General features: G+C 33.1%; 20 protein-coding genes. 9 read left to right on the top strand and 11 right to left on the bottom strand.

All coding sequences use genetic code 11. The features are described from left to right. The first annotated feature begins 60 nt into the window (after window positions 1–60). Window positions 61–540, top strand: coding sequence for a HEAT repeat domain-containing protein (locus tag HS129_15965; GenBank protein MBE7413531.1), 480 nt, complete (start codon window positions 61–63; stop codon window positions 538–540). Continuing rightward, window positions 500–1,339 carry a molybdopterin-synthase adenylyltransferase MoeB gene (gene moeB, locus HS129_15960; GenBank protein ID MBE7413530.1) on the top strand — a complete coding sequence of 280 codons (840 nt, stop codon included), beginning with the start codon at window positions 500–502 and terminating at the stop codon, window positions 1,337–1,339. Before HS129_15965 ends, moeB begins: the two co-directional genes overlap by 41 nt. Here the strand turns inward: moeB and HS129_15955 are convergent. From HS129_15955 to HS129_15945, 3 genes are read right to left on the bottom strand one after another with little or no spacing between them, the layout of a single operon-like run. Further along, entirely contained in the window at window positions 1,319–2,032 is a 714-nt protein-coding gene (locus HS129_15955; protein ID MBE7413529.1) for an ATP-binding cassette domain-containing protein, read from the bottom strand. The genes moeB and HS129_15955 overlap by 21 nt on opposite strands. Window positions 2,033–2,072: 40 nt before the next feature. Next, a complete protein-coding gene (locus HS129_15950; protein MBE7413528.1) occupies window positions 2,073–2,942 on the bottom strand; it encodes a hypothetical protein in 870 nt (289 codons plus the stop codon). Then, window positions 2,939–3,499 (bottom strand): hypothetical protein, encoded by a 561-nt coding sequence (locus tag HS129_15945; GenBank protein ID MBE7413527.1) that lies wholly within the window; start codon window positions 3,497–3,499, stop codon window positions 2,939–2,941. The genes HS129_15950 and HS129_15945 overlap by 4 nt, the downstream gene beginning before the upstream one ends. Window positions 3,500–3,585: 86 nt before the next feature. Between HS129_15945 and HS129_15940 the strand changes: the two genes are divergently transcribed. Then, entirely contained in the window at window positions 3,586–4,176 is a 591-nt protein-coding gene (locus HS129_15940; GenBank protein MBE7413526.1) for an NUDIX hydrolase, read from the top strand. Next, window positions 4,173–5,420 carry an MFS transporter gene (locus tag HS129_15935; GenBank protein ID MBE7413525.1) on the top strand — a complete coding sequence of 416 codons (1,248 nt, stop codon included), beginning with the start codon at window positions 4,173–4,175 and terminating at the stop codon, window positions 5,418–5,420. Before HS129_15940 ends, HS129_15935 begins: the two co-directional genes overlap by 4 nt. Before the next feature lie 4 nt (window positions 5,421–5,424). On the opposite strand, the gene HS129_15930 is transcribed toward HS129_15935, so the two are convergent. Beyond that, window positions 5,425–6,774, bottom strand: coding sequence for a HAMP domain-containing histidine kinase (locus HS129_15930; protein MBE7413524.1), 1,350 nt, complete (start codon window positions 6,772–6,774; stop codon window positions 5,425–5,427). A gap of 238 nt (window positions 6,775–7,012) precedes the next feature. Here HS129_15930 and HS129_15925 point away from each other — a divergent pair, with 238 nt between their 5' ends. After that, a complete protein-coding gene (locus HS129_15925) occupies window positions 7,013–7,513 on the top strand; it encodes a hypothetical protein (protein MBE7413523.1) in 501 nt (166 codons plus the stop codon). Window positions 7,514–7,546: 33 nt separating this feature from the next. Here the strand turns inward: HS129_15925 and folP are convergent, their stop codons facing one another. Both folP and HS129_15915 read right to left on the bottom strand, forming a co-directional pair. Continuing rightward, complete coding sequence (folP, locus tag HS129_15920; GenBank protein MBE7413522.1) at window positions 7,547–8,359, bottom strand: dihydropteroate synthase; 813 nt, start codon at window positions 8,357–8,359, stop codon at window positions 7,547–7,549. Beyond that, the gene (locus HS129_15915) at window positions 8,350–8,970 is read right to left on the bottom strand and encodes a histidine phosphatase family protein (GenBank protein MBE7413521.1); all 621 of its coding nucleotides are present in this window, start codon (window positions 8,968–8,970) and stop codon (window positions 8,350–8,352) included. Before HS129_15915 ends, folP begins: the two co-directional genes overlap by 10 nt. 146 nt (window positions 8,971–9,116) lie before the next feature. On the opposite strand from HS129_15915, the gene HS129_15910 reads away from it, so the two are divergent. Genes HS129_15910 through HS129_15895 form a run of 4 tightly spaced genes read left to right on the top strand, consistent with a single transcriptional unit; the run spans window position 9,117 to window position 14,019 of the window. After that, entirely contained in the window at window positions 9,117–10,967 is a 1,851-nt protein-coding gene (locus tag HS129_15910; protein ID MBE7413520.1) for a PD40 domain-containing protein, read from the top strand. Window position 10,968: 1 nt separating this feature from the next. Beyond that, complete coding sequence (locus tag HS129_15905; protein ID MBE7413519.1) at window positions 10,969–12,129, top strand: DUF1577 domain-containing protein; 1,161 nt, start codon at window positions 10,969–10,971, stop codon at window positions 12,127–12,129. Then, window positions 12,126–13,445, top strand: a complete 1,320-nt coding sequence (locus HS129_15900) for a histidine--tRNA ligase (protein ID MBE7413518.1) — start codon at window positions 12,126–12,128, stop codon at window positions 13,443–13,445. Before HS129_15905 ends, HS129_15900 begins: the two co-directional genes overlap by 4 nt. A gap of 25 nt (window positions 13,446–13,470) precedes the next feature. Next, entirely contained in the window at window positions 13,471–14,019 is a 549-nt protein-coding gene (locus HS129_15895; GenBank protein MBE7413517.1) for a phosphatase PAP2 family protein, read from the top strand. Here the strand turns inward: HS129_15895 and HS129_15890 are convergent. The 5 genes from HS129_15890 to HS129_15870 form a co-directional block, all read right to left on the bottom strand. After that, window positions 14,011–16,389: a SpoIIE family protein phosphatase gene (locus HS129_15890; GenBank protein MBE7413516.1), complete on the bottom strand. Its 2,379-nt coding sequence runs from the start codon at window positions 16,387–16,389 to the stop codon at window positions 14,011–14,013. The genes HS129_15895 and HS129_15890 overlap by 9 nt on opposite strands. After that, the gene (locus HS129_15885; protein ID MBE7413515.1) at window positions 16,386–17,660 is read right to left on the bottom strand and encodes a hypothetical protein; all 1,275 of its coding nucleotides are present in this window, start codon (window positions 17,658–17,660) and stop codon (window positions 16,386–16,388) included. The genes HS129_15890 and HS129_15885 overlap by 4 nt, the downstream gene beginning before the upstream one ends. Continuing rightward, window positions 17,641–18,795, bottom strand: a complete 1,155-nt coding sequence (gene argJ, locus HS129_15880) for a bifunctional glutamate N-acetyltransferase/amino-acid acetyltransferase ArgJ (GenBank protein ID MBE7413514.1) — start codon at window positions 18,793–18,795, stop codon at window positions 17,641–17,643. The genes HS129_15885 and argJ overlap by 20 nt, the downstream gene beginning before the upstream one ends. An 85-nt stretch (window positions 18,796–18,880) precedes the next feature. After that, a complete protein-coding gene (locus HS129_15875) occupies window positions 18,881–20,242 on the bottom strand; it encodes a HAMP domain-containing protein (protein MBE7413513.1) in 1,362 nt (453 codons plus the stop codon). Then, window positions 20,235–20,999 (bottom strand): response regulator transcription factor, encoded by a 765-nt coding sequence (locus HS129_15870; GenBank protein MBE7413512.1) that lies wholly within the window; start codon window positions 20,997–20,999, stop codon window positions 20,235–20,237. The genes HS129_15875 and HS129_15870 overlap by 8 nt, the downstream gene beginning before the upstream one ends. Window positions 21,000–21,331: the final 332 nt, after the last annotated feature.

Genomic DNA, 21,331 nt, shown 5'->3' with positions numbered 1-21,331 from the left:
CAATTTTTTTTCACTTGACTAAAAAGTAAGTCCTATTAAAAAATACTCATAGAGGTCGCCATGAGAAAAATTTTTACGATTACTTTAATTTCTATTATTTTTAGTACCGGCTTGATTGCCGCAGAGAAATCTGCTGATGAGCATTTAAAAGCACTTAGTTCTGGTACAGACGAAGAAAAAATCGCAGCCTGTGTTTATTTTGGTAAAGAAGTGAAAAAGGGAAAGGATGCACTTCCACAGATTATTGCATTGTTAAAAGCTACAGATAATTCTAAAGTTGCGGTTTCTGCAGCAGTTGCATTGGGTTACATCAAAGAAAAAGGGCCATCTACAAAGGCACTAAAAGAAAAAATAATGAGTGAAACAGACTCAAATATTGTTTACGCTTGTCTTTTGGGAATTTACAATATCGAAGTTGCCAATGAAGTTCTTGAAGACGATGCAAGGGCAGCATTAGAATATGCAGACATTCATCACAGACAAAATGAGTTTGTAGCTGATGCAATCGACAAAATCAAAAAACGAGCAAAAAAATCCTAACTTCACTCTTTCTAAAGAAGAGATAACAAGATATTCAAGAAACATACTTCTAAATGAAGTTGGTAAAAAAGGGCAAGAGAAACTTAAAAATTCTACAGTAACCGTTATGGGAGCAGGAGGCTTGGGTAGCCCTGCTCTTTTTTATTTGGCTGCTTGTGGTATCGGGAACATTCGAATCATTGATTCGGATATTTTAGATTTAACAAATCTGCAAAGACAAATTTTGCACCGTACAGAAAATATTTCCAAACTCAAAACCGATTCAGCCGAAGAAACACTCCATAGTCTAAATCCATGGATCAATATAAAAAAATTTTCTTTCAGGGGAAAAGCCGACAATATCCTTTCGATTATTGAAGGCTCTGATATCGTGCTTGAAGGATCGGATAACTTTGAAACAAAATTTTTGATCAATGACGCTTGCTATTTTTTAAAAATTCCTCTAATTATCGGCGGGATTTTAAGATTTGAAGGGCAATTGATTGGAATTCTCCCGGATAGTACTCCCTGTTATAGATGCATTTTTCATTCTCCTCCTCCTCCAGATGAAATACCGAGCTGTGCAGAGGCTGGAGTAATTGGAGGGGTAGCGGGAGTAATTGGCAGTCTTCAAGCAACTGAAGCAATTAAATTCATTTTAAAAATAGAAGAGTCCAGGGTTTTCGGAAAAATTTTAAATTACGATGCAAAAAGTTTAGACTTTCGTAAAATTTCTATAAACAAAAATCCAAACTGTCCTCTTTGCGGAAAAAATCCTTTGATAACAGAATTACACGATTCAGTTAGTAGAGTATGTTAAATCCAATAAAGACTTAGTGTATTCTTGTTCCGGGTCAAGAAAGACTTTTTTTGTTTTTCCATTTTCCACAATCTGACCATTTCGCATAACGTATATTTCTTCACAAAGCCATCGGACAATTTCAATATCATGGGAAATAAATAGAATTGTGAGTTTTTTTAATTCACAAATTTTTTTTATAAATATTACCGCTTCTTTTTGAACAAGGGGGTCTAACGCACTCACCGGCTCATCCATTAGAATAATTTTTGGTTCTGCTAAGATTGCGCGTAGAATAGATAGTCTTTGCATCTCTCCACCGGAAAATTTACCGATATTTTTATTTAGCGAACTCTCATAAAATCCAAATTCTTCGAGTAAGGAAACTATTCTCTGTCTTTTTTCATTTTCAGTAAGATGAAATCGAATATCTAAAGGTTCTTTCAATATCTTGAATAGATTCCAGCGTGGATTAAAATAGCTAATAGGGTCTTGAAAAACAGGCTGAATTTGTTGAATATTTACTCTATTCAATTTCTCTCCAAAAATAAAAATCTCACCAGTAACATTGGCGTTATGCGGGATCTGAATTCCAAAAATACATTTGAATAATGTTGATTTCCCTGATCCCGAATTTCCAATTAAACCTGTTATGGTGTTATTTGAAATTTTTACATTTATATCTTTTAGGAGAAATTTATCAAATATTCGCACATTGATATTTTTTATTTCAAGGGCAATTCGCATCTAATTATTAAGGATAGATTTTAACCTCTACTCCTGATCTTTCTTTTATAGATTTTGCTCGCCTTTCAAGCTCTTCTACAGACGCAGACTCAAGGCCTTTTACTTTTGTTGATCTTGCAAGAGTGTAGAGTTGAATGCACTCCAATTGAGCTTCTTTTGAGGTTAGCTTTAAGATACAATCTATATAGTCATCTAAGGTAAATGAATAATTTCCATTGCTATATTGATAAAGTATAGTTTGAAGAATGACAGGAGTTGTTTTAGAAAACTCTATAATATTATTTTGAATTTTTTCAAAAGAGATACTTGTATCTGAAACCTTTTGAAATTCCCTTTCATTCCCTGCATCAAGTTTTATCCAAGCTCCTCCTCCCATTGCATACATCTGACGTAGGATGTCGCATATCGCTTCTTTGTGGAGCATGGTTCCATTTGTAATCACTATCGGCTTTATCTCAATTCCTGAAGATTTTTTTTGTGCAATAAAATGCATTACAAGTTTTGCAGATTCTATGAAGTAAGGACTGGCTGTAGATTCTCCATCTCCACTAAAAGAAATATCTCGTATTACTTGAAAATTTTCAGGAGTACTTTCAAAAATTTTATACATAAATAATTCTTTGGATACGGCAAGATTAGTTAGTGTGTTTAATTCATCCAACAAAATTTGAAAATCAACTTTTCTGTTTCTCGAAATAGGAATATTTCTATCTACTTGGCAATACTCACAAGCAAAATTGCACTCTTTAATCAAAGATAAATTAATTCCTATCGACAGACCTCCTGCTCTTCTGGAAATAACAGGATAGGTATAGAGATGATCCTCGAAATTTCTTTCATGGTGTGTGAAATACGCGGGCATTTCTTTTTTATTCATTTCACTACCAAGTATCTTTCGAGATAGATCACTATAATTATTATTTCAAAGAGTAAAGGGTCTATCACTTTATAAATTTCACCTCTCTCCTTTGGAGTGATAACCCCGTCTTCCAGTGCCTTCCCATAAACAGAGATCAGTTCTTTAATTTGAGGTAAAAGTTTTTTATTAATCCAATTACTAAATTTAGTAGGTTGTATTTTATAATTCATGGGTAGAGTACCCGTCATTTCCCAGAAATTATAACTGGAAAAATTAAAACTGACAGAGCCACGATTTTCGTGAGTCAACATAAATTGAAATTCTTTTTCGGATAGAGTTCGTATCCTTAAAGACAGAATAGATTGAAAAATGATACAAAGTTGATCTATGATTTCTTTTTTTTCGCCTCCGATGATTTTACCATCTCCTCCAATAGATTTTTCGTAATACGTTCCGAGTTCAATAAATTTTTGAATAACTATGGAAGCCCAATCTCTAAAAGAGATGTCTTTTGCCAATTCGTCAGGAATCATTCCTTTCGCAGACAGATTCAGATTTGAGTCTAATTCAAACACATTTATATTTTATAATATTTCATTTTTCTGGCAAGTATAACTATAATAAAAAATGACAATCTGTGATTTTTTAAAAATATGGATTTATGAGTAATTTTAACCTTTCTGATTTTTTTAACCCCGGTAAACTATGGAAAAGAGAAAATAAAAATCGGCTCCATTCAAACAGAATTTTTGACACAATTTCTTGGGATTCAGAATCTCCCGATAAAAAAATCAAAGGCACATTTTACGGATTAGAAACCAATGATTGGGTGAATGTAATTTGTTTTAACAATAACGAGAAACTTATTTTAGTTGAACAGTATAGACATGGGATAAACCAGATGAGCTTGGAACTTCCCGGAGGGATTTGTGAATTTGAAGGTGAAGATAAATTATTAAGAGCCGCAAAAGCAGAGCTTACGGAAGAATGCGGATACACTTCTAATGACTGGAAATATCTCGGAAAATTAAGCGCAAACCCCGGTATCCTAAATAATTTTAGTCATACTTTTTTAGCCAAGAACGCAGAAAGAACCAACAAGCAAAATTTAGACATTCATGAAATGATAGAGATACACGAAATTTCTATAAATGAAATTCCCGATCTGATTCAAAAAGGAATTTTTCATCATTCTCTTATGGTAGCTGCACTTGGTTTGTATTTTCTTTGTGAAAAACATATTGTAAAATGAAAATCTCAAACGAAGAAAAAAGAGACCCTTACTCATCTTTAAGATTTCAAGACTTCCGATATTTTTTAGTGGCTCGGTTTGTATCTGTTTTTGCAATTCAAATGCAGGCTGTTGTAGTGGGTTGGTTAGTTTACGAAAAAACAAAAGACCCGCTGTCTCTCGGACTCATCGGTCTTTGTGAAGTTGTCCCTGCAATATCTGTGGCGCTCTATGCAGGGCATATAGCAGACAAGACCGATCGAAGATTTATTATAGTCACTTGCATCATCGGACTTCTGTTGTGCTATCTGGCTTTAGTCGGACTATCTTTACCAAGTTATAATTCTTCCGTATGGGAAATCTACCTCGTCATATTTTTTAGTGGAATAGTAAGAGGATTTTTAGTCCCGTCACTTTCTGCATTTGCAGCACAACTTGTTCCGAAAGATATTTTTCCAAATGCTGCAACATGGAATAGCACAGCATGGCAAATCGCAGCAGTAGGCGGTCCTGCACTTGGTGGAGCTATCTACGGATTTTTTGATGCAACCCATACTTTTTCTATTGTAGCGATATTGATTTGTATTTCTTTATTTTTATTTTTAAGAGTTTCCAAAAAAGAAATCCCTAAAACTTCTATTGACGATACAATTAGCGAAAGACTTTTTTCCGGAATTCGATATGTATTTAGAAATCAAATCATATTAGGAGCTTTGACTCTTGATTTATTTGCAGTTTTATTCGGTGGAGCCGTTGCTCTTTTACCAATCTTTGCAGGCGAAATATTAATGGTTGGACCGGAGGGCTTAGGACTACTCAGAGCATCACCGAGTATCGGCGCATCGATCATGGCAGTTTTTTTAGCTTACAAACCTCCATTAAAAAAAGCAGGCAAATTTCTTCTTTTTTCTGTTGCTGGTTTTGGAGTTTGTATGATTCTTTTTGCTTTATCCAAATCATTTTTCTTGTCTGTATTTATTCTTGCGGTCAGTGGAATGTTGGACATGGTAAGTGTTGTAATTCGATCAACGGTAGTTCAAACGAATACTCCGGAAAATATGCGTGGCAGAGTATCCGCAGTAAATAGTATTTTTATCGGCTCTTCCAACGAACTTGGAGCTTTTGAATCTGGTGTGGCTGCCAAACTACTTGGTACTGTGCCTTCAGTAATTTTTGGAGGGGCAATCACTGTGTTGGTTGTAATTATCTCATCGTTCAAAGCGCCTAAACTCAGGAACCTAAACCTAAAAGATGATATCTGGTAAAAGTTTAATTTTTTTGTTTTGGAAATGAAACTATAACTTTAGTGCCCAATTTTTTACTTTTCTCAAATTGAATCGTGCCGCCATTTCCTTCAACATATTCTCGACAAATTGCAAGACCAAGACCGTGGCCTGCTTCTCCTTGAGTACCAAAAGTAGAATTTAAGAGTTGCCTTTTATTGAAACTTTCTATTTGAGTTTCTGACAAACCGATTCCTGAATCTTCAATAATTATTTGAACCTGTTCGTCTATTTCTTGAATAAAAAATTGTATGCTACCATGTATAGGAGTAAATTTAATTGAATTGCTTAGCAAATTTCGAATCACTGTTCCAGAAGTAACCTTATCTCCATAAAACTCAAGATCCGGATTCAGTTCAGAAATCAATACCTTGATATGCTTTTCATTAGCCATACCCATACAGGTTTGAATCTCACCTTCAATCAATTCTTTTAACGAAATCTCGGTCTTATTGTATTTGACCCCATTTTGTTGAGTCTTGACCCATCGCAAAATATTTTCTAAAAATTGAAATAGGACTTTCGCTTGGTAAGAAATTCTTTCTAATATAAGATTTTTCTCTGCAAGATTTTTTTCTTCTATTGCAAAACCTAAACCCTGAAGTATTGCACTAAATGGCCCCTTTAAATCGTGAGCAATGATATTGAACAATTTCTCTTTACTCTGATTTGCATAGAGTAAAGATTCCTTTTCACTTTCCACCATATCCATTAGTTTTTGATTTACAATAATTACATAACTGGAGAATATAGCAAAAATAAATCCAAGCATAAACAATAAATAAATTCCATAAAAACCATGAATATGCAATAGACTAATATTTCTTTCCATATTCCAAGAGGATATAACATTCACTAAAGATAAGATCGATGTAGAAAAAAAATTGACCGAAATAAGTAACTTTGCTTTTATTTCTTTTATAAATAAAAATGTAACTCCTCCCCACCCCCACATCAAAATATTAACCAAGCTATAATAAATAACCCTTTCTCGAGTAGAGCCAATTTCAGCTGTAACAACAAACCCGATAAAAACTATACCAGACAACCAGTATTCTATTTTGATCTTGTTTGGGATTCCAAGCAACAATCGAAAACTCTGAATCATGAAAGCAGGAACAAAATACAATAGCAGATTTGCAAGATGAATGCTAAGCAAGTCTGGAATCACGTCTCTTAACCCAAGCAAAAAATTCCCGATAGAAATATTCAGAATAGACAAAAGCCACTGAAGAGACCCGGGAAAATTTCTTATTTTTGAAAACATCAATAGAGATATAAAAAATGCAGTAAAGGTCAAAAACGCTATCGAGTAATTAAGTGTTTGTATATCCATGACGCTACTGCCCAGCCATTGAGTTGCAAGAGCCGGACATTGATAGTAAATGGCGATTTCTGAGAATATTTAAGCATATATACTTCCAAGAAAGACTTTTTGGAGTTGTGCCATCCATAGAATTATTTACCAATGTGTTGACCCTCTGAATATGCTTTGAAAATCTTAGTGGAATTGTTTTTATTATTTTGTCAAAGAAAATATATACAAAAGTGTATTCTTGGAGAAAATCATTTTATTGACTAAAGTTAGCCTAATAGGAATATTTTCTAAATTCTTTAAAAAATTTATGATTGAAAATTCAAACGAAAAAGAAACTACAGTAAACTACCATTTTTTGACTTACGCTTTATACTGCAAGATAGTATTGACTTTTTTTTTCTGGGCACTGCCCTTGCTTTTATTCCCGGACTCTCTCATTCAAGCACTTGGACTCCCGATTGTTTCTCCAAAATATTTTAGCCAGCTTCTTGGATTTGCCTATTTGTCTCTTACTATTGGTTATGTGTATGCACTGCAGCTAATTCGTAAAAATATTTTCCCTGAAGGTATCGTAATCATGGGAGTCATCAGCAATTTTGGAGCCTCACTCATTCTTTTTTACAATGCAATAACTCTAAGTTTTGCAAATCTCAGTTCCTTCGGGTCTTTTTTTATGTATTTTTCTATTCTTGCTACAGGAGTCATTGCCTGCTCTTTGCTGATAGAACTCATTAGAAAAAGATATTTTATACGTTAGGCGACACTCAATAGTAAATAATCTCTCATTCTTTCAATTTCTCAAAATAGAATTCAAATGAATAAATTGTCTTATCTGTCTTGGATCGTGAGTCCGTATAAAATCGACACCTTTTTCGATTAGATAATTCTCACAAGCAAGAGTGCCTCCACTTCTTTCTATAGGTTTTGCGCTATCGCATAACGCACCTATAAAAGATTTTCTGGATACAGACACCATTACTCTTTGAAACTTCTCTTTAAAAGTATTAATATTTTTTAAAACGTGAATACTGATATCAGGGTCAGGACTCAAAAATAACCCCATTCCAGGATCGACTATTATTTTATCTTTTGAGATATTTATTTTTTCTAAGTCTTTAAGTTTTTTTTCAAAAAATACTACTATTTCATTCAATACATTTTCTCTTGTTAGTTTCGATTCACTAATCGCCGTATCTCCTTTGTTTTGAGAATACATCAATATCAATTCAGGAAGTGAACTTGATAATTCTTTTAATATATTTTGAGACAATTCATCTCTAAAAGAATTTATACTGTTTATATAATCTACTTGGCTTTCTATGCATTTTTGGATTACATAAGGCTTGTAAGTATCTACTGAAATTTTTAACTTATTCGTTTGACAGTACTGCAAAATAGGATAAATTCTTTCCCACTCCAATTTGTCTGGAATTTGCAAGGAGTGAATATTCGAAGATTGAGAACTAAGCTCTATAATATCTGCACCATTTTGTGAAAGAAAATCTACCCAAGAAATTGCAGAATCTGTATCGAAATATCTTCCCCCGTCAGAAAAAGAATCAGAAGTGATATTCAAAATTCCTACAATTTGAGTCATCGCCATGTAGCCAGATCGTCAATATGAGAAATATCGTTCCAAGTAATCAATTTAAACGAGGACTGAATCTTTTGAAAATAGTTCAGCCCTGTGTTGTGCTGGATCGTTTTCACTGCAATTTCAATCGACAAATCCAATATAGCGCTCATAAAGGCACGGTTAAAATTTCCGTGTGAAAAAATTAGTGCAGATTTTTTCTCTAAGTTGTTTAACTTGTTTAAAAATTGTTTGGCTCTTTTTTGAACATCTTCGCAATTTTCTCCACCTGGATATTTGTAGTATGGGTCTTCTCGCAATTTTTGCAGAATACTCGGATCAATTTCTTTTGTAAGCAGTCCCTCATACTCTCCACAATCTATTTCTTTTAGCAAATCATCTGTTAAAATATCTTGTTTTATGTCGGATGCGGCAATTTTTGCAGTTTCATAAGCTCTGTTAAGAGGGCTGGAAAAAATATAATCAAATTGAAGGCTTTCTCGTTCCAATCTTTTTCTTAGCATTTCTGCTTGAATTCGCCCCTTGTCCGACAATTCAGAATTGATTCCCCCTCCCTGTATCCTACCTTCTCTGTTATAGTCAGTTTCTCCGTGTCGAATCAAATAAATATGTTGTATCATTGAAATTTTACTGTATCTGAAAGAGGGCTTTTCTGTCGATAATTGAATTAGTGAAATATACTCTTTTCAGAAATATGTTTTTAAAATTTTTAAGCTTACTCATTTTCTTTTTAGTGGCAAAAATTTCTATTTTTAACGCTCAACCTATGCCCTCTTTGTCAGATGGAATTTTTGGTCCTCCTCTAAATACCGGGAACGTAGAATACAATCCAGTGATTAGCCCAAACGGAAGGTATATCGTATTTCAATCCAATCGTCCTGGCGGACAAGGAGGGATGGATATTTGGATTTCAGAAAATAAAAACTTCAGAGACAGAACAGGAGATGCAGAATGGACCTTGCCTAGAAATTTTACTGAACTGAACACTGATCATTTTGAAGGAATGTTTTCGATTCATTTTGGAACAGATGGCAAACCGGATGAGATATTCTTTACTTCGGAATACATTGCAGGAAAAAGAGAAGGCTACCCAGGGTTAAATATATATTATACAAAAAAAAATCCAAGAAATGAAAAATGGTACAGCCCAATCCACCTAAATGAAATAAATTCTAATTTTGAAGATAAAATGCCGACTATTTCTCCCGATGGAAATAGCTTGATCTTTGTATCTAACAGACCCGGTGGGTTTGGTGGTTTCGATTTATGGAAAAGTGTACGAGACAAAGAAACCGGGGTGTGGTCTAAACCTAAAAATTTAGGTAGCCCAATCAATTCCCCTTCTGATGAAATTATGCCTTCCTATCATTACGATGGCAACACTCTATATTTCAGCTCTAACGTTCGAGATGAAAATAACAAATTCAATTTGTATGGATCGGATCTTGTAAAAAATCATTTTGAAGAAATCTATAGTCTCGGAAAACCTTTCAACAGCAAAGACGACGATGAAGGAATCTCTTTAACTCATGATGGAAACTGGGCTTACTTTTCGTCCAATCGACTATCCGGTGAAGGACAATTTGATATTTATAGAACCCAAGTCCCGGAAGATATGCGAAGATCGTATCCGTTTGAATTATCCGGTCTTGTTTTAGACGGATCAGAGCCGATTATGATTGGAATTGAATCTACACTAAAAATTTACGACGAGTCAAGACCGGTGAAAATTGTTACTTCTAAGAGAATTGGTGGAGACCTAACTAAATCGGATAATAAAAATTTTGAAACAAATCTCTCAACAGGAAAATTTTACAGGATAGAAGTTTCTGCTCCGGGTTTTCATCCGACTGAGTTGACCCTTGACCTGAGAGGAAATATAGGGCAAGGTAAAAAGCACTATCTTAGAATTATCTTGCAACCAATCAAAAATAAGAAAAAAATTGACAAGTCGGATGACCCGACAAAGAAAAAACACGAAAATGACAAAATTGCAGAAGATAAACTCAATGTTTTGGTAAAAGACCAAGACACGAAGCAAGATATTGTCAATGCTACCGTAACTTTATTTACCGAAAAAAATAAAAACGGAGTTCAGTTAAAAATTCATGAAGATAAAAAAGAAATATACGGGCTTTCTAAGTACCCAGAAGAGGAATTTGAAATTCTTGCGCAAAAAAAAGGCTATAAAGATAGCACTGTGATTATTTCCAAGAATAGCAATGAGTTTAAAACTAAGAGCACCATAGTGGTGTATTTGAAAAGTCTAAACCAATTGCATTCCATTTATAATGAAAGAATATATTTTAAATTTAATGAATACAAATTGACAAATAATCAAAAAATTGCATTAGATAAAATAGCAGAGTTTCTGTTAAAAAATCCCAAGGACAAAATAGAAATTGGTGGGCATACAGACAATATAGCGAGTAAAGAGTTTAATGTTGCATTAAGTCAAAAAAGGTCTGAAGAAGTATTTGCATATTTTCGTAAAAAAGGCATACACGAGAATAGGATGCGTAAACAAGCGTATTGGTATTCTCAACCGGAATCTGATAACCAAACAGAAGAAGGCAGAAGAAAAAACAGAAGAGTAAATTTTCGCAAACTGGAATAAAATGGAAAAAGTAGAAAAGATTTCTCCTTTAGAGATTATAAAACAGGACAAAAGATCCTGGGAAACAGTTACTGTACCTGCTAAAGTTGAGTACATACTAAAAGAATATCTCATGTTGAAAGATTTGACTTTAAAAGGTTTTGAACAAAAACCGGAGATTTATTACTCTGAAAGAAAATCTGACGGTACATATATTTTTAAAACAGAGCCTACTATTTCATTTTCTGAAAAGCATTTCACTATCTACAAAACTCTAAACAAACACATTGAAATTGATATGGAAGTTACTTCAATAATTTCAAATGGTGTATTGCGATGTAAACCGGTAATTGCAAGAATTGCAAAAGAGAACCGAAAACAATCCAGAATATTGGATAGAGAAAATATGATCATTTCGAGCAATTTTATGGTTGCAAAAGAAAATGTAGATATTTCAAAAATTCTTGGCTTTTCAGGCCAGTTGATTTTTAGTGATATTGAAAAAGAGCTGAAGTTAAGTTATCCAAATTCTAAATTAGTTCCTCTTACAAAACAAACACCTTTAAACGAAGAAGTAGAAATTGTTAGAAGAAAAAATCAAATAGTTTTTGTAACCGATATTGACACAATGACTTCTCCTAAAAATCTGAATTGTTTTGATTTAATAACACACTACTTAGAAGAAGGCTCTTTGGATGAAAAAATTACACAGTTCAGAAAAGAGAAAATCAAGTCTTTTGTTTACTACCCGATTTCTTTTCAGATTGACCAAAAGAAACTTTTAATCGGTTACGGCTATACTTATTCATCACAAAGTTTACCGATAGAAATTCTCTCTACATATAAAGATATTGAAGAAAACCTAAATAAAAAAATTATGGATTTTAATATAACGGTTTTATCGGTTAAGCAGAACATTATAAATATTTGTGAAGGCGGAATGCTTTTAGATATTACTGATCCTAATCTGCAAAAATCAATATTGATTAAGCCAAGTTTTACGATGGATATTACTTTTAAATTACAGCCTCCCCTTCGATTTGCGGTAGAAGTAAAGCATGTTCATAAGTTCGGTACGTCATTATTTGTCGGAGTAGCAATAGCCGGCTCCAACGATACAGAAAAAGCTATGGAAAATTACAGAAGTTTTCTACACTTCATAAATAAGAAAAATACTCAGTGACCGAAAAAAAGTCAAAACTACCTACAACAGGCTATAAAGGCACAAGAGATTTTTATCCGGATGATATGCGACTCCGCAACTGGATGTTTTCTGTTATGCGAGAGACAGTAAAATCTTTTGGCTATCAAGAATACGATGGCCCTATTTTAGAATCTTTTGACCTCTACGCTGCAAAAACAGGTGAAGAAATCGTACAAAGACAGCTTTATGATTTTATAGATAAGGGAGAGAGAAGAGTCGCAATCCGTCCAGAGATGACTCCCACTCTTGCAAGGATGGTAGCCGCACAAAACAGAAACCTACCAAAGCCGATTCGTTGGTTCTCCATTCCAAATCTTTGGAGATACGAAGCACCGGGACATGGAAGACTCAGAGAGCATTGGCAATTGAATGTAGATATTTTTGGTGTGAACTCTTTAAAAGCAGAAGTAGAAATTATTCAACTTGCATGCGAAATTCTTTATGCTTTTAAAGCTCCTCCCTCTAGTTTTAAAGTAAAAATTTCTCATAGAAAACTTTTAGATGATTTCTTAAAAAATTCTCTCGGCTTAAATGAATCAAATAGGATAGCGTTATCTAAAGTATTGGACAAGAAAAATAAAATTTCTGCCGAAGAATTTGAAAGTCTATTGAAAGAAATTCTTCACAAGCCTGATACCCAAATTCAATTAGTTAATAAATTTCTGACTTCAGATATTGATGAAATTTCAAGTATAGAAGGGCTTGGGAAATCTATTTTGCAGGACATTGGTGATTTATTTCTACATTTATCAAACTCTGGTCTTTCGAATCAAATAGAATTTGATCCTTCCATTGTACGCGGGTTTGACTATTATACCGGATTTATTTTTGAAATTTTTGATACAAACCCAAGCAATAAAAGATCGCTTTATGGTGGAGGAAGATACGACAACTTAATCGGACTTTTTTCCAATGAAGAGCTTTCAGGAATTGGTTTTGGACTTGGTGATGTTACCTTAGAAAATTTTTTAAAAGTTCATAATTTAATACCCGATTTAAAATCAGAGTGCCAAGTGATGCTTTTATTACTGGATGACAACTTGTATGAAGAAGTATATAAATTAGCAGTCTTACTCCGAAAAAATAAAATCAACTGTGAAATGACTTTAGACGGGAAAGCAAAAATTGGAAAGCAAATCTCCAACGCTGAAAAGAAAGGACATAAATTTATTTTGATTCTTGGTGAAAATGAAATCCAATCCGGGAAAGTAAATCTTAAAAATTTGTTCACAGGTGAAGAAAGTTTCATCGAAAACGAAAAGTTAGTCAGTTATTTAAAGGAAAAGCTAATTTAGTTCACCGAAAGCCTAAGGATATTTTTTGAAAAAGCAAAATCTAATCGAGAATTTTGATCATCGTGTCTCTGTATATATCCAGAGTTATATCAACAATGAAAAACTAAGTTGGTGGCTATCCAGAATCAACAGAGGAGAAGTTTTCTTGCTGGTGTTAGTTGTTTTATTGTCTTATTTTTTTTCTTTTCAGATTTCAAAAATTATTTTGTGTATGCTGTTTACAGGCGTATTTGCTTTTATTACCGATAGATTGGTACTGTTAATAAAAAAAATTATTTCAAGAAAAAGACCACTTCTAAGCGTTAGTGGAAAAGAAGACAAAAATCCCGACATGAAGCACTCCTTCCCGTCTGCACACGCTGCCAATTCTATGGTAGTTGTAGTCATATTAGTTTTGGGTTTTCACTTGCCGGGATATTTCTTCTTGTTTCCACTTTTTGCCGGAATTGGAAGGCTTCTCTCTCTTCATCATTATGTGAGTGATGTTGCAGGTGGATGGATTATCGGAGGAGGAATTGGTATTCTTGCATTTCAAATTATTCAATTAGAAATGTTTACTTCATTTCTATTTTAAAGGACGTGCTAAATTTTCAATAGAAATACATATCACAGAAATATCGTCACTGATATCCACTCCATTACGAAAATTTTTTAACTCGTGGGTTAACAGTGTAACAATCTGCTTAGGACTTTTTTCAGAATTTTCTTTTAGAAATGTGATGAACTTCTCTTCACCATAGGTTTCTTCTTCTTTATTAAATGTTTCAGTCACACCATCTGAAAAAAGAATAAGTTTTTCGCTGGGGAATATTTTAATCTCACGCAAGTCGTACTGGGTATGACGTATTCCAAGCACTCTTTGACTTTCAGAAACTACCTCTACCTCTTTAGATTTCCGAAGAATGATTAGAGGCAGATGTCCTGCATTGGCATAAGAAAATATACCTGTCTCAATGTCCATTATTCCACCAATCAGAGTAAGAAATTCATTTCCTGAATACCTCTCGATTAAGAAATCGCTTATCTGTGAAAAAAGTTTTTCAATGTTTAAGTCTGCCTTAAGATTTTGTCGAGTAATTGCTTTGATTGCACTTACGATATACCCGCTTCCAAGTCCATGCCCTGCAACATCACCAAGAAGTATCAGCATTTTTGTTTCGCTAAGCTTTACAATTTCCAAATAATCACCGGATATACCGACTGCAGGAATGGCTAAATAGCTAAGACCTATACCCGATATATTTGTATCATTCAAAGGGTGAATAATATTATCAACGATACTTGCAAAATTTAACTCTCGAACAAGTTTTTTCTTCTCTACTTCTTCATTGAGCAAAGTATAATTTTCTAAAAGTAAATTTGCAAACCTCGTGCACTCTTTAATATAACGCAACTCTCCCAGACTAAAATTTTTTCTATTGAGTTTTTCACCTACTAAAAACACAGATTCAACTTTTTTACCATTCGATGAAATCATCGGGTAGGCAAGTTGGATTTCTAAATCTCTTAAAAATTCATAAACTGACTCTCTGATTCCAACTCCATACGTTAGGTACGAGGTAACAGTTATTTGAAACTCACTCGAAAAGTATTTCCATATTTCTGAATCAAAAGGAATTCTCATAAGTGAAATTTTCCCCAATTCCATTTTTGGAAATCTCTCTCCCGGAATCAAAACAATGATTTTTCCTACCTCTAATGTTTTCATAATTTTAGAAATAAGAGAAGAAATTGTTCCCTTTAAAGAAATCGGATTAGAAATAAGATCTGCCAATTCTTTTAACGAATGGTTTAGCTTCTGATTTCTTTTAAAAGTCCAGTAATCAATCCAATCTGACAGTTTTTCTTTTGCCAAAGGAAGTAATAACATAGATAAAAATATATAGCAAATATTGAAAGCAGATCGGATATGATGAAAAAAGAGAGGCTTAAAAGTAGTAAGTAAAAAATAAAATGTAAGGTACATAAGAAGGAAAAAACTGATGAGATATGCAGTTGTAAGCGAGTTACTAAAGAAAAGCTGGACAGGGATAAATGTATATCTGTATGTTCCATAAATAAAAAGTACAGGAAATAAAAGAAATGAAACGAATAAAATATTTTGTGAATAATTTTGAAAAATACCTATATCGTAATTAAAAATCCAGAACGGCAGAAATGAAATTAAAATTATTGAAAACACCAAAGATAATTTCTTTAATAAGATCGAAAATCCACTTCCATATTTTAACAAATCGTAGAGAACAATAATGATAAATACAAAAGAAAAAATTAAAATTAAATAAATAGCAAAGTTGGTTAAATTTTCAAAAATTAAAGGATCTTCTTTTTCCGAATATCCGATAAAAGACAAGATAAAGGCAAATATAATTTCGACTACAATCCATTTTGCAGAAATTTCTTGTCCATTTAATCGAAAAGAAATATTTAAAATGAAACAGGGAATCAGAAATAGTGTAAAGTAAAATGGAGTATATAAATCGTTATAAGCTAGTACTATAAACGAACTAAATATGGCAGACGCTATAGAAGAAAATAGAAAAAAAATGTGGATGTCTCTGTCTTGTAAGAAAAACCAAATTGAAACAAACATACTAATGCATGATAAAAGTATAAATGGTAGAAAATCGTACAAAATTTTCCATTTTGTTTTATCTGTGAAATTTACAGATAGTATTTGAAAATCATGATTTTTATCTATTATATAAATATCGTATATACTTTCTCCTGTTGACTTGAATTGTTTTTCGGAAAAAGAAACTTGAGAAATATAAATTCTTTTCCCCAATAGATTGGAATACTCTGCACTTGTATTAGCAATAAACCCGTTTGGAAAATAATAAAAAGGAGTTGAAGATTTCTTAGAATCTAACTTTAAAATTATTACAAATGAAAAAATAGAAAGTATAAATAAGGTGAGAATTATACTCGAATAGGTTCTCATTTTTTTCTCACTAATAGAATATTTTTATCTTGCAGTTTGAATAAAATTGAATTAGAGTCCAAATCAATAAGATTTTTCCATCCTAAAGAAATAATATTTTTTTCCGGCATGTCGGATTTTGTTGCAGTAAGGCTGTGTCCACTTGCTAAGACTTGTAATATATTTTTATCGTTTTCGATATACCCAATAAGAAACTCATAATGGTCTGTATAATAAATCTCTGCTAAGGTGTTCTCTATAGCCTTTTTTATCTCGTTCAAATTATTATTAAATTGTCTTAGTTGAATATACAAAGCGCCTGCAATATACGCAAGAACCAAACCTTCTCCTTTTCTATTACTCGGTAAAGCAAAAATCACAAATACTATTCCGTTCTCTTTAATAGTATAGAATTCAGACAATAGTCGCTGGTCTTTTTCTAATAATTGAATTTCTAAATCAGGAATTACAGGAACCTTAGTCGATTGAATAGAAAACTGTATCCTTTCCGCAGTCTCAAACTCTCGCTTATATTTTTTATTTTCTGCGACTTTGAATGAAAGGATGTGGTTGTGCACGGCTAATGCAGCTTTACTAGAAAGAAAAGAAAGGTCAGCCTTTACTTCTTCGGAAGGTATATTTGTGGTAGCAAGAAATCCAAAAAGTTTTTCACGAAAAATAAAAGGGATGATAAAACTGGATTTTAATGTCGTAAAATCTTCATTCAATTCAGGAAACTTCATCACATCTGCAACAGAAATGCTTTGCTTTTTTGATCTGAGTAGATTTGTAAGTCTTGTATTAAAATTTTCTCCACGTATCTTTACTTTTCTCTGACGACCACTGGAATAGGAATAGATATCGTATTGTGTTTCTGATTTATTTAAAACTGCAAGTACCCCGGAAGGACTGCTGGACATTTTTACCATCACAGGAAATACGTTTTTAATAAGAGAGTCTGCATCAAATCTTCTATATGCTATTTTTGCACTTAGACTGTCATCGGTAAGATATTCTGATAGAAATAAATTTCTAAAATATGAATATAAATATTCTTGAACAGGAAAAATCCCAATAATAGAAATTACAATAGTCACCAATAAACTAATTTCATCTGGATACGTTATGTCCGAAGGAATTTTTTTCTTGATCATTAAATAAATAATTATACTGATAAAACCAGAAGTTAATTTTAAGGAAAAAGAAATCAGTGAAGACTTGATTCTATAATCAAATAGAGACAAATACTGATAAATTGACTTGAAAATCGGTTCAAGTAGTATAGAACGCATTTTCTTTTACATACCCTTCGGTCAAATCACAACCCCAGAATTTCCCCGAATGATTTCCGCATCCAAGTTTCACTTCGATTATAATTTCTGTATTCTTTTTTAAATACTCGGATAATTTTTCTTTTACCGCCTTGTCTGCATCTTTTACGTTAATGCCGCCTATATGTAATTGAAGAGAGTCATAAGAAATCGGCTCATCAAAAACCTTTCCTATTGCCATGATAAACCTCCCCCAATTTGGGTCTCCCCCATAAATTGCAGTTTTAATTAGTGGAGAGTTGATGATTGACTTACCTATTTTTCTTAATTGGTCTTCATCTCTAGACTCGAAAATTCTTAGTTCGATAAGTTTAGTAGCGCCTTCTCCATCAGAAGCAATTTTTTTAGCGAGATCAATACATATATCGTCTAACGTATCTTGAAAAATATCTACTTCTACTTCACCTGCTAACCCTGATGACATAAGTACGACTGTATCGCTCGTAGAAGTATCTGAATCAATGCTTATACAATTAAAACTTTTATCGACAGACTTCTTTAATATGTCATAAAAATTTTCACTTTTTGGTTTAACATCAGTTAGAATATAAGAAAGCATTGTTGCCATGTTCGGCTCGATCATTCCGGCTCCCTTTGCGATCCCGTACATCACTCCTGTGTGTGTGCTCGTTTGTATTTCTCTCCATGATATTTTTTTTTGGGTATCGGTAGTCATAATTGCTTCGGCTACTTCTTCAAGATTCCCGATTTTAAGAAAATTTTTTGCTTCCTGACAAGCCGGCAAAATTTTATCCATAGGGAGAGGAACGCCGATTACACCCGTTGAAGAAGGTAAGACTTCTTCAGAACGAACACCAAGTGATCCAGCTATGGATTCACAAATTTTTTTTGAATCCATAATCCCTCTTTCACCTGTAGCGACATTTGAATTTTTTGAGTTGATTACAATTGCACGAAGTTTTGAGTTTTTGATATGCTCTCGCCCTACAATAATAGGAGCACCGGGAAAATTATTTTTCGTAAAAACAGCAGACGCATCGCAACTAACGTCTGAATATATAACTGCAAAATCTTTTGTCTTATCTTTAATTCCAATATTTCTTCCAAACGAAAAAAATCCTTTGGGACACTTCATGCAAATCTCCAAAATCGAAATGTTTGGACTATTCTTTTAAGTCCAATGCTTGGTGCTATTGTCAAGAGTTAATATCCATCCTGCTTCAAATTGGAATTGAAACAGTAAAAATAGATCCCCCTTCTTCACGAGAAGAAACATCGACCCAACCTTTATGAATTTTTGCGACATGTTTTACAATAGAAAGACCAAGACCCGTCCCGCCTTCTTTTCTTGATCTATTTGTATCTACTCTGAAAAATCTTTCAAAAATTCTCTGTTTAAATTCAGTATCTACTCCAATTCCTTCGTCAATCACCTGAATCAAAACATTATTTTTTTCGTAAATAGCTTTTAACTCGATCTTTTTATTTTCAGGAGAATAAGCAGAAGCATTCTGTAATAGATTTAACAGCAAGTGTTCAAGAAGAACTCTATCTGCAAAAATTTCCATTTTCTCAGGGATATTGATTGTAAAAGTTTGATTTTTAGGTTTAATTAACCCTTCAATTGTCAATTGAATGTCACCAACCAAGTCGTTTAAGAAAAATTTTTCCGGCTGAAATGCAGTTTCATAATTTTCAATTCTTGAAATAAGAAGCATGTCGTCCACAATTCTTACCATTCTATCTGTGTTACGAAGAATCGCATCCAAGAATTTTCTTTCAGGATTGTCCGGGGAAGTAGGCAATTTTTGACTAAGGGTTTCTGCAAATCCTTTAATAGATGTAATTGGAGATTTAAGCTCGTGGGATGCGTTTTGAACAAATTGCTCTCGAATAATCTGTGTTTGTCTTTCTTCAGTTTTGTCCCTGATAATACCTATAGAAATAATTCTTTTACTATCTGACTTCAAATGATAAAAGCGAATATTGTAAAATTTTTCTCCAACCTCTAACTCAATTTTTTCATCCGTTTCATTAGAAATATTTTTTTTCAAAAAATTGAGAAATTCTTGGTTTTTCACAACTTGAAAAATTTGCCTTGAATTAGAATTTGGAGGTATTAAACTCGAAGGGATACTTTTATTTTGGTATAGAATTTCCATTTCTGGACTGATAGCAAAAACGCCCTCTTTCAAATTCTGTAAGAGAGAATTGAATTTTTCTTTTTCAATAGATAGGTCTGTAAACTGAATTTTTAATCTTTGCGACATGGAATTGATTGTCTCACTCAAATGGGCAAGCTCATCAATTTCTGAAGTGATCAAAGCAGTACCAAAATCACCCGCATTGATTTCATTTGTCTTTTTTTCAATGAGCTTTAATGGCTCAGTGATACTCATCGCAATGGAATAAGAAATGTAAAATGAACCAAACAAAGCTAAAATAAAATACATTCCAAATAGTAGAATCTTATAATCTGAAGGAATAATTTTCTCTATGTACCACACACAAATTGCAGAAGATAGCAGAATTAATAAGAAAAGCCAATTGCTAAGTAGAAGTCGGGAAAAAAAACTACGCATGTTTGAATCTGTATCCAACCCCCCGAATAGTTTCAAGTCTTTCTTTTTCAGAAAGAAGTTTATCTCTAAGCCTTTTGATATTTACATCAATTGCTCTATCTGTGACAAAAATATCCTTCCCCCAAATACTATCGAGTAACCTGTCTCTTGTAAAAGCAATACCGGGATTTGTCATAAATAAATTTAAAATTTTGTATTCGATGAGGGTCAATTCAATTTCTTCGTTATCAATATAAACTTTATGGGCTTTCTGATTTACAAAAATCTTTCCGATAGATATATTTCCTAAACTCTTTTCATCATTTTTTTCGACTAAAGTCCTTCTTAAAACAGTCCTCACTCTTGCCATTAATTCCTTAATAGAAAAAGGTTTCCTGACGTAGTCATCTGCTCCGATTTCTAAGCCGATCACCGCTTCAGTTTCTGTATTTTTTGCAGTAACCATTATCACAGGCATAGAATATTTCTCTTTGATTTTCTTACAAAGGTCTATTCCGCCTATACCGGGTAACATTAAATCTAAAATCACTAAGTCAGGAGAATGCTTCTCGATTCGAGGAAGAGCTTCAAGACCATTATGACAAACAGATACCTCGTAGCCTTCCTCTTCTAAATGAAATTGAATAAGATCGGCAATGTCTTCCTCATCATCCACCACCAGTATCTTTTTACCATTTTGAAATATTTTCTTTGTCAAATATTTTCTCCAATTTCCGAATAAACGACTACTCCGTCCACTCTGAATAAAAATTTCCATTTGCTTTTTTTTATTCAAGAATAAATCTAACCTGAATTATTACAGTATGGTTACTTTTTGCGAGTGCGTTCTCGATCTTTCTCTTTACTCATTTAAACTGTTTTTGCTTTCTATAGAGACATAAGTTGAATTCCTATAATATGTGGGAACTATTCTGAGGTTTGAAGACTGAAATCTTTTTCAATTTGATTCGCTTTTAGGATAAGTTTTTTTAGTTTAGAGAATTACACGTTAAGATTTGATTCGGTAGCTTTTGCCTTATATGCCAGAAACTTCATGTTTTTCGAAGAATTTTAGTGTTTGATACTAATAGTGGAGATTTTATGTAAAAA

The sequence above is a fragment of the Leptospiraceae bacterium genome (genome assembly GCA_015075105.1).
GTDB lineage: Bacteria > Spirochaetota > Leptospiria > Leptospirales > Leptospiraceae > JABWCC01.
Note: the sequence above shows the minus strand (reverse complement) of the source record. Positions and strands in the feature narration are given on the sequence as shown.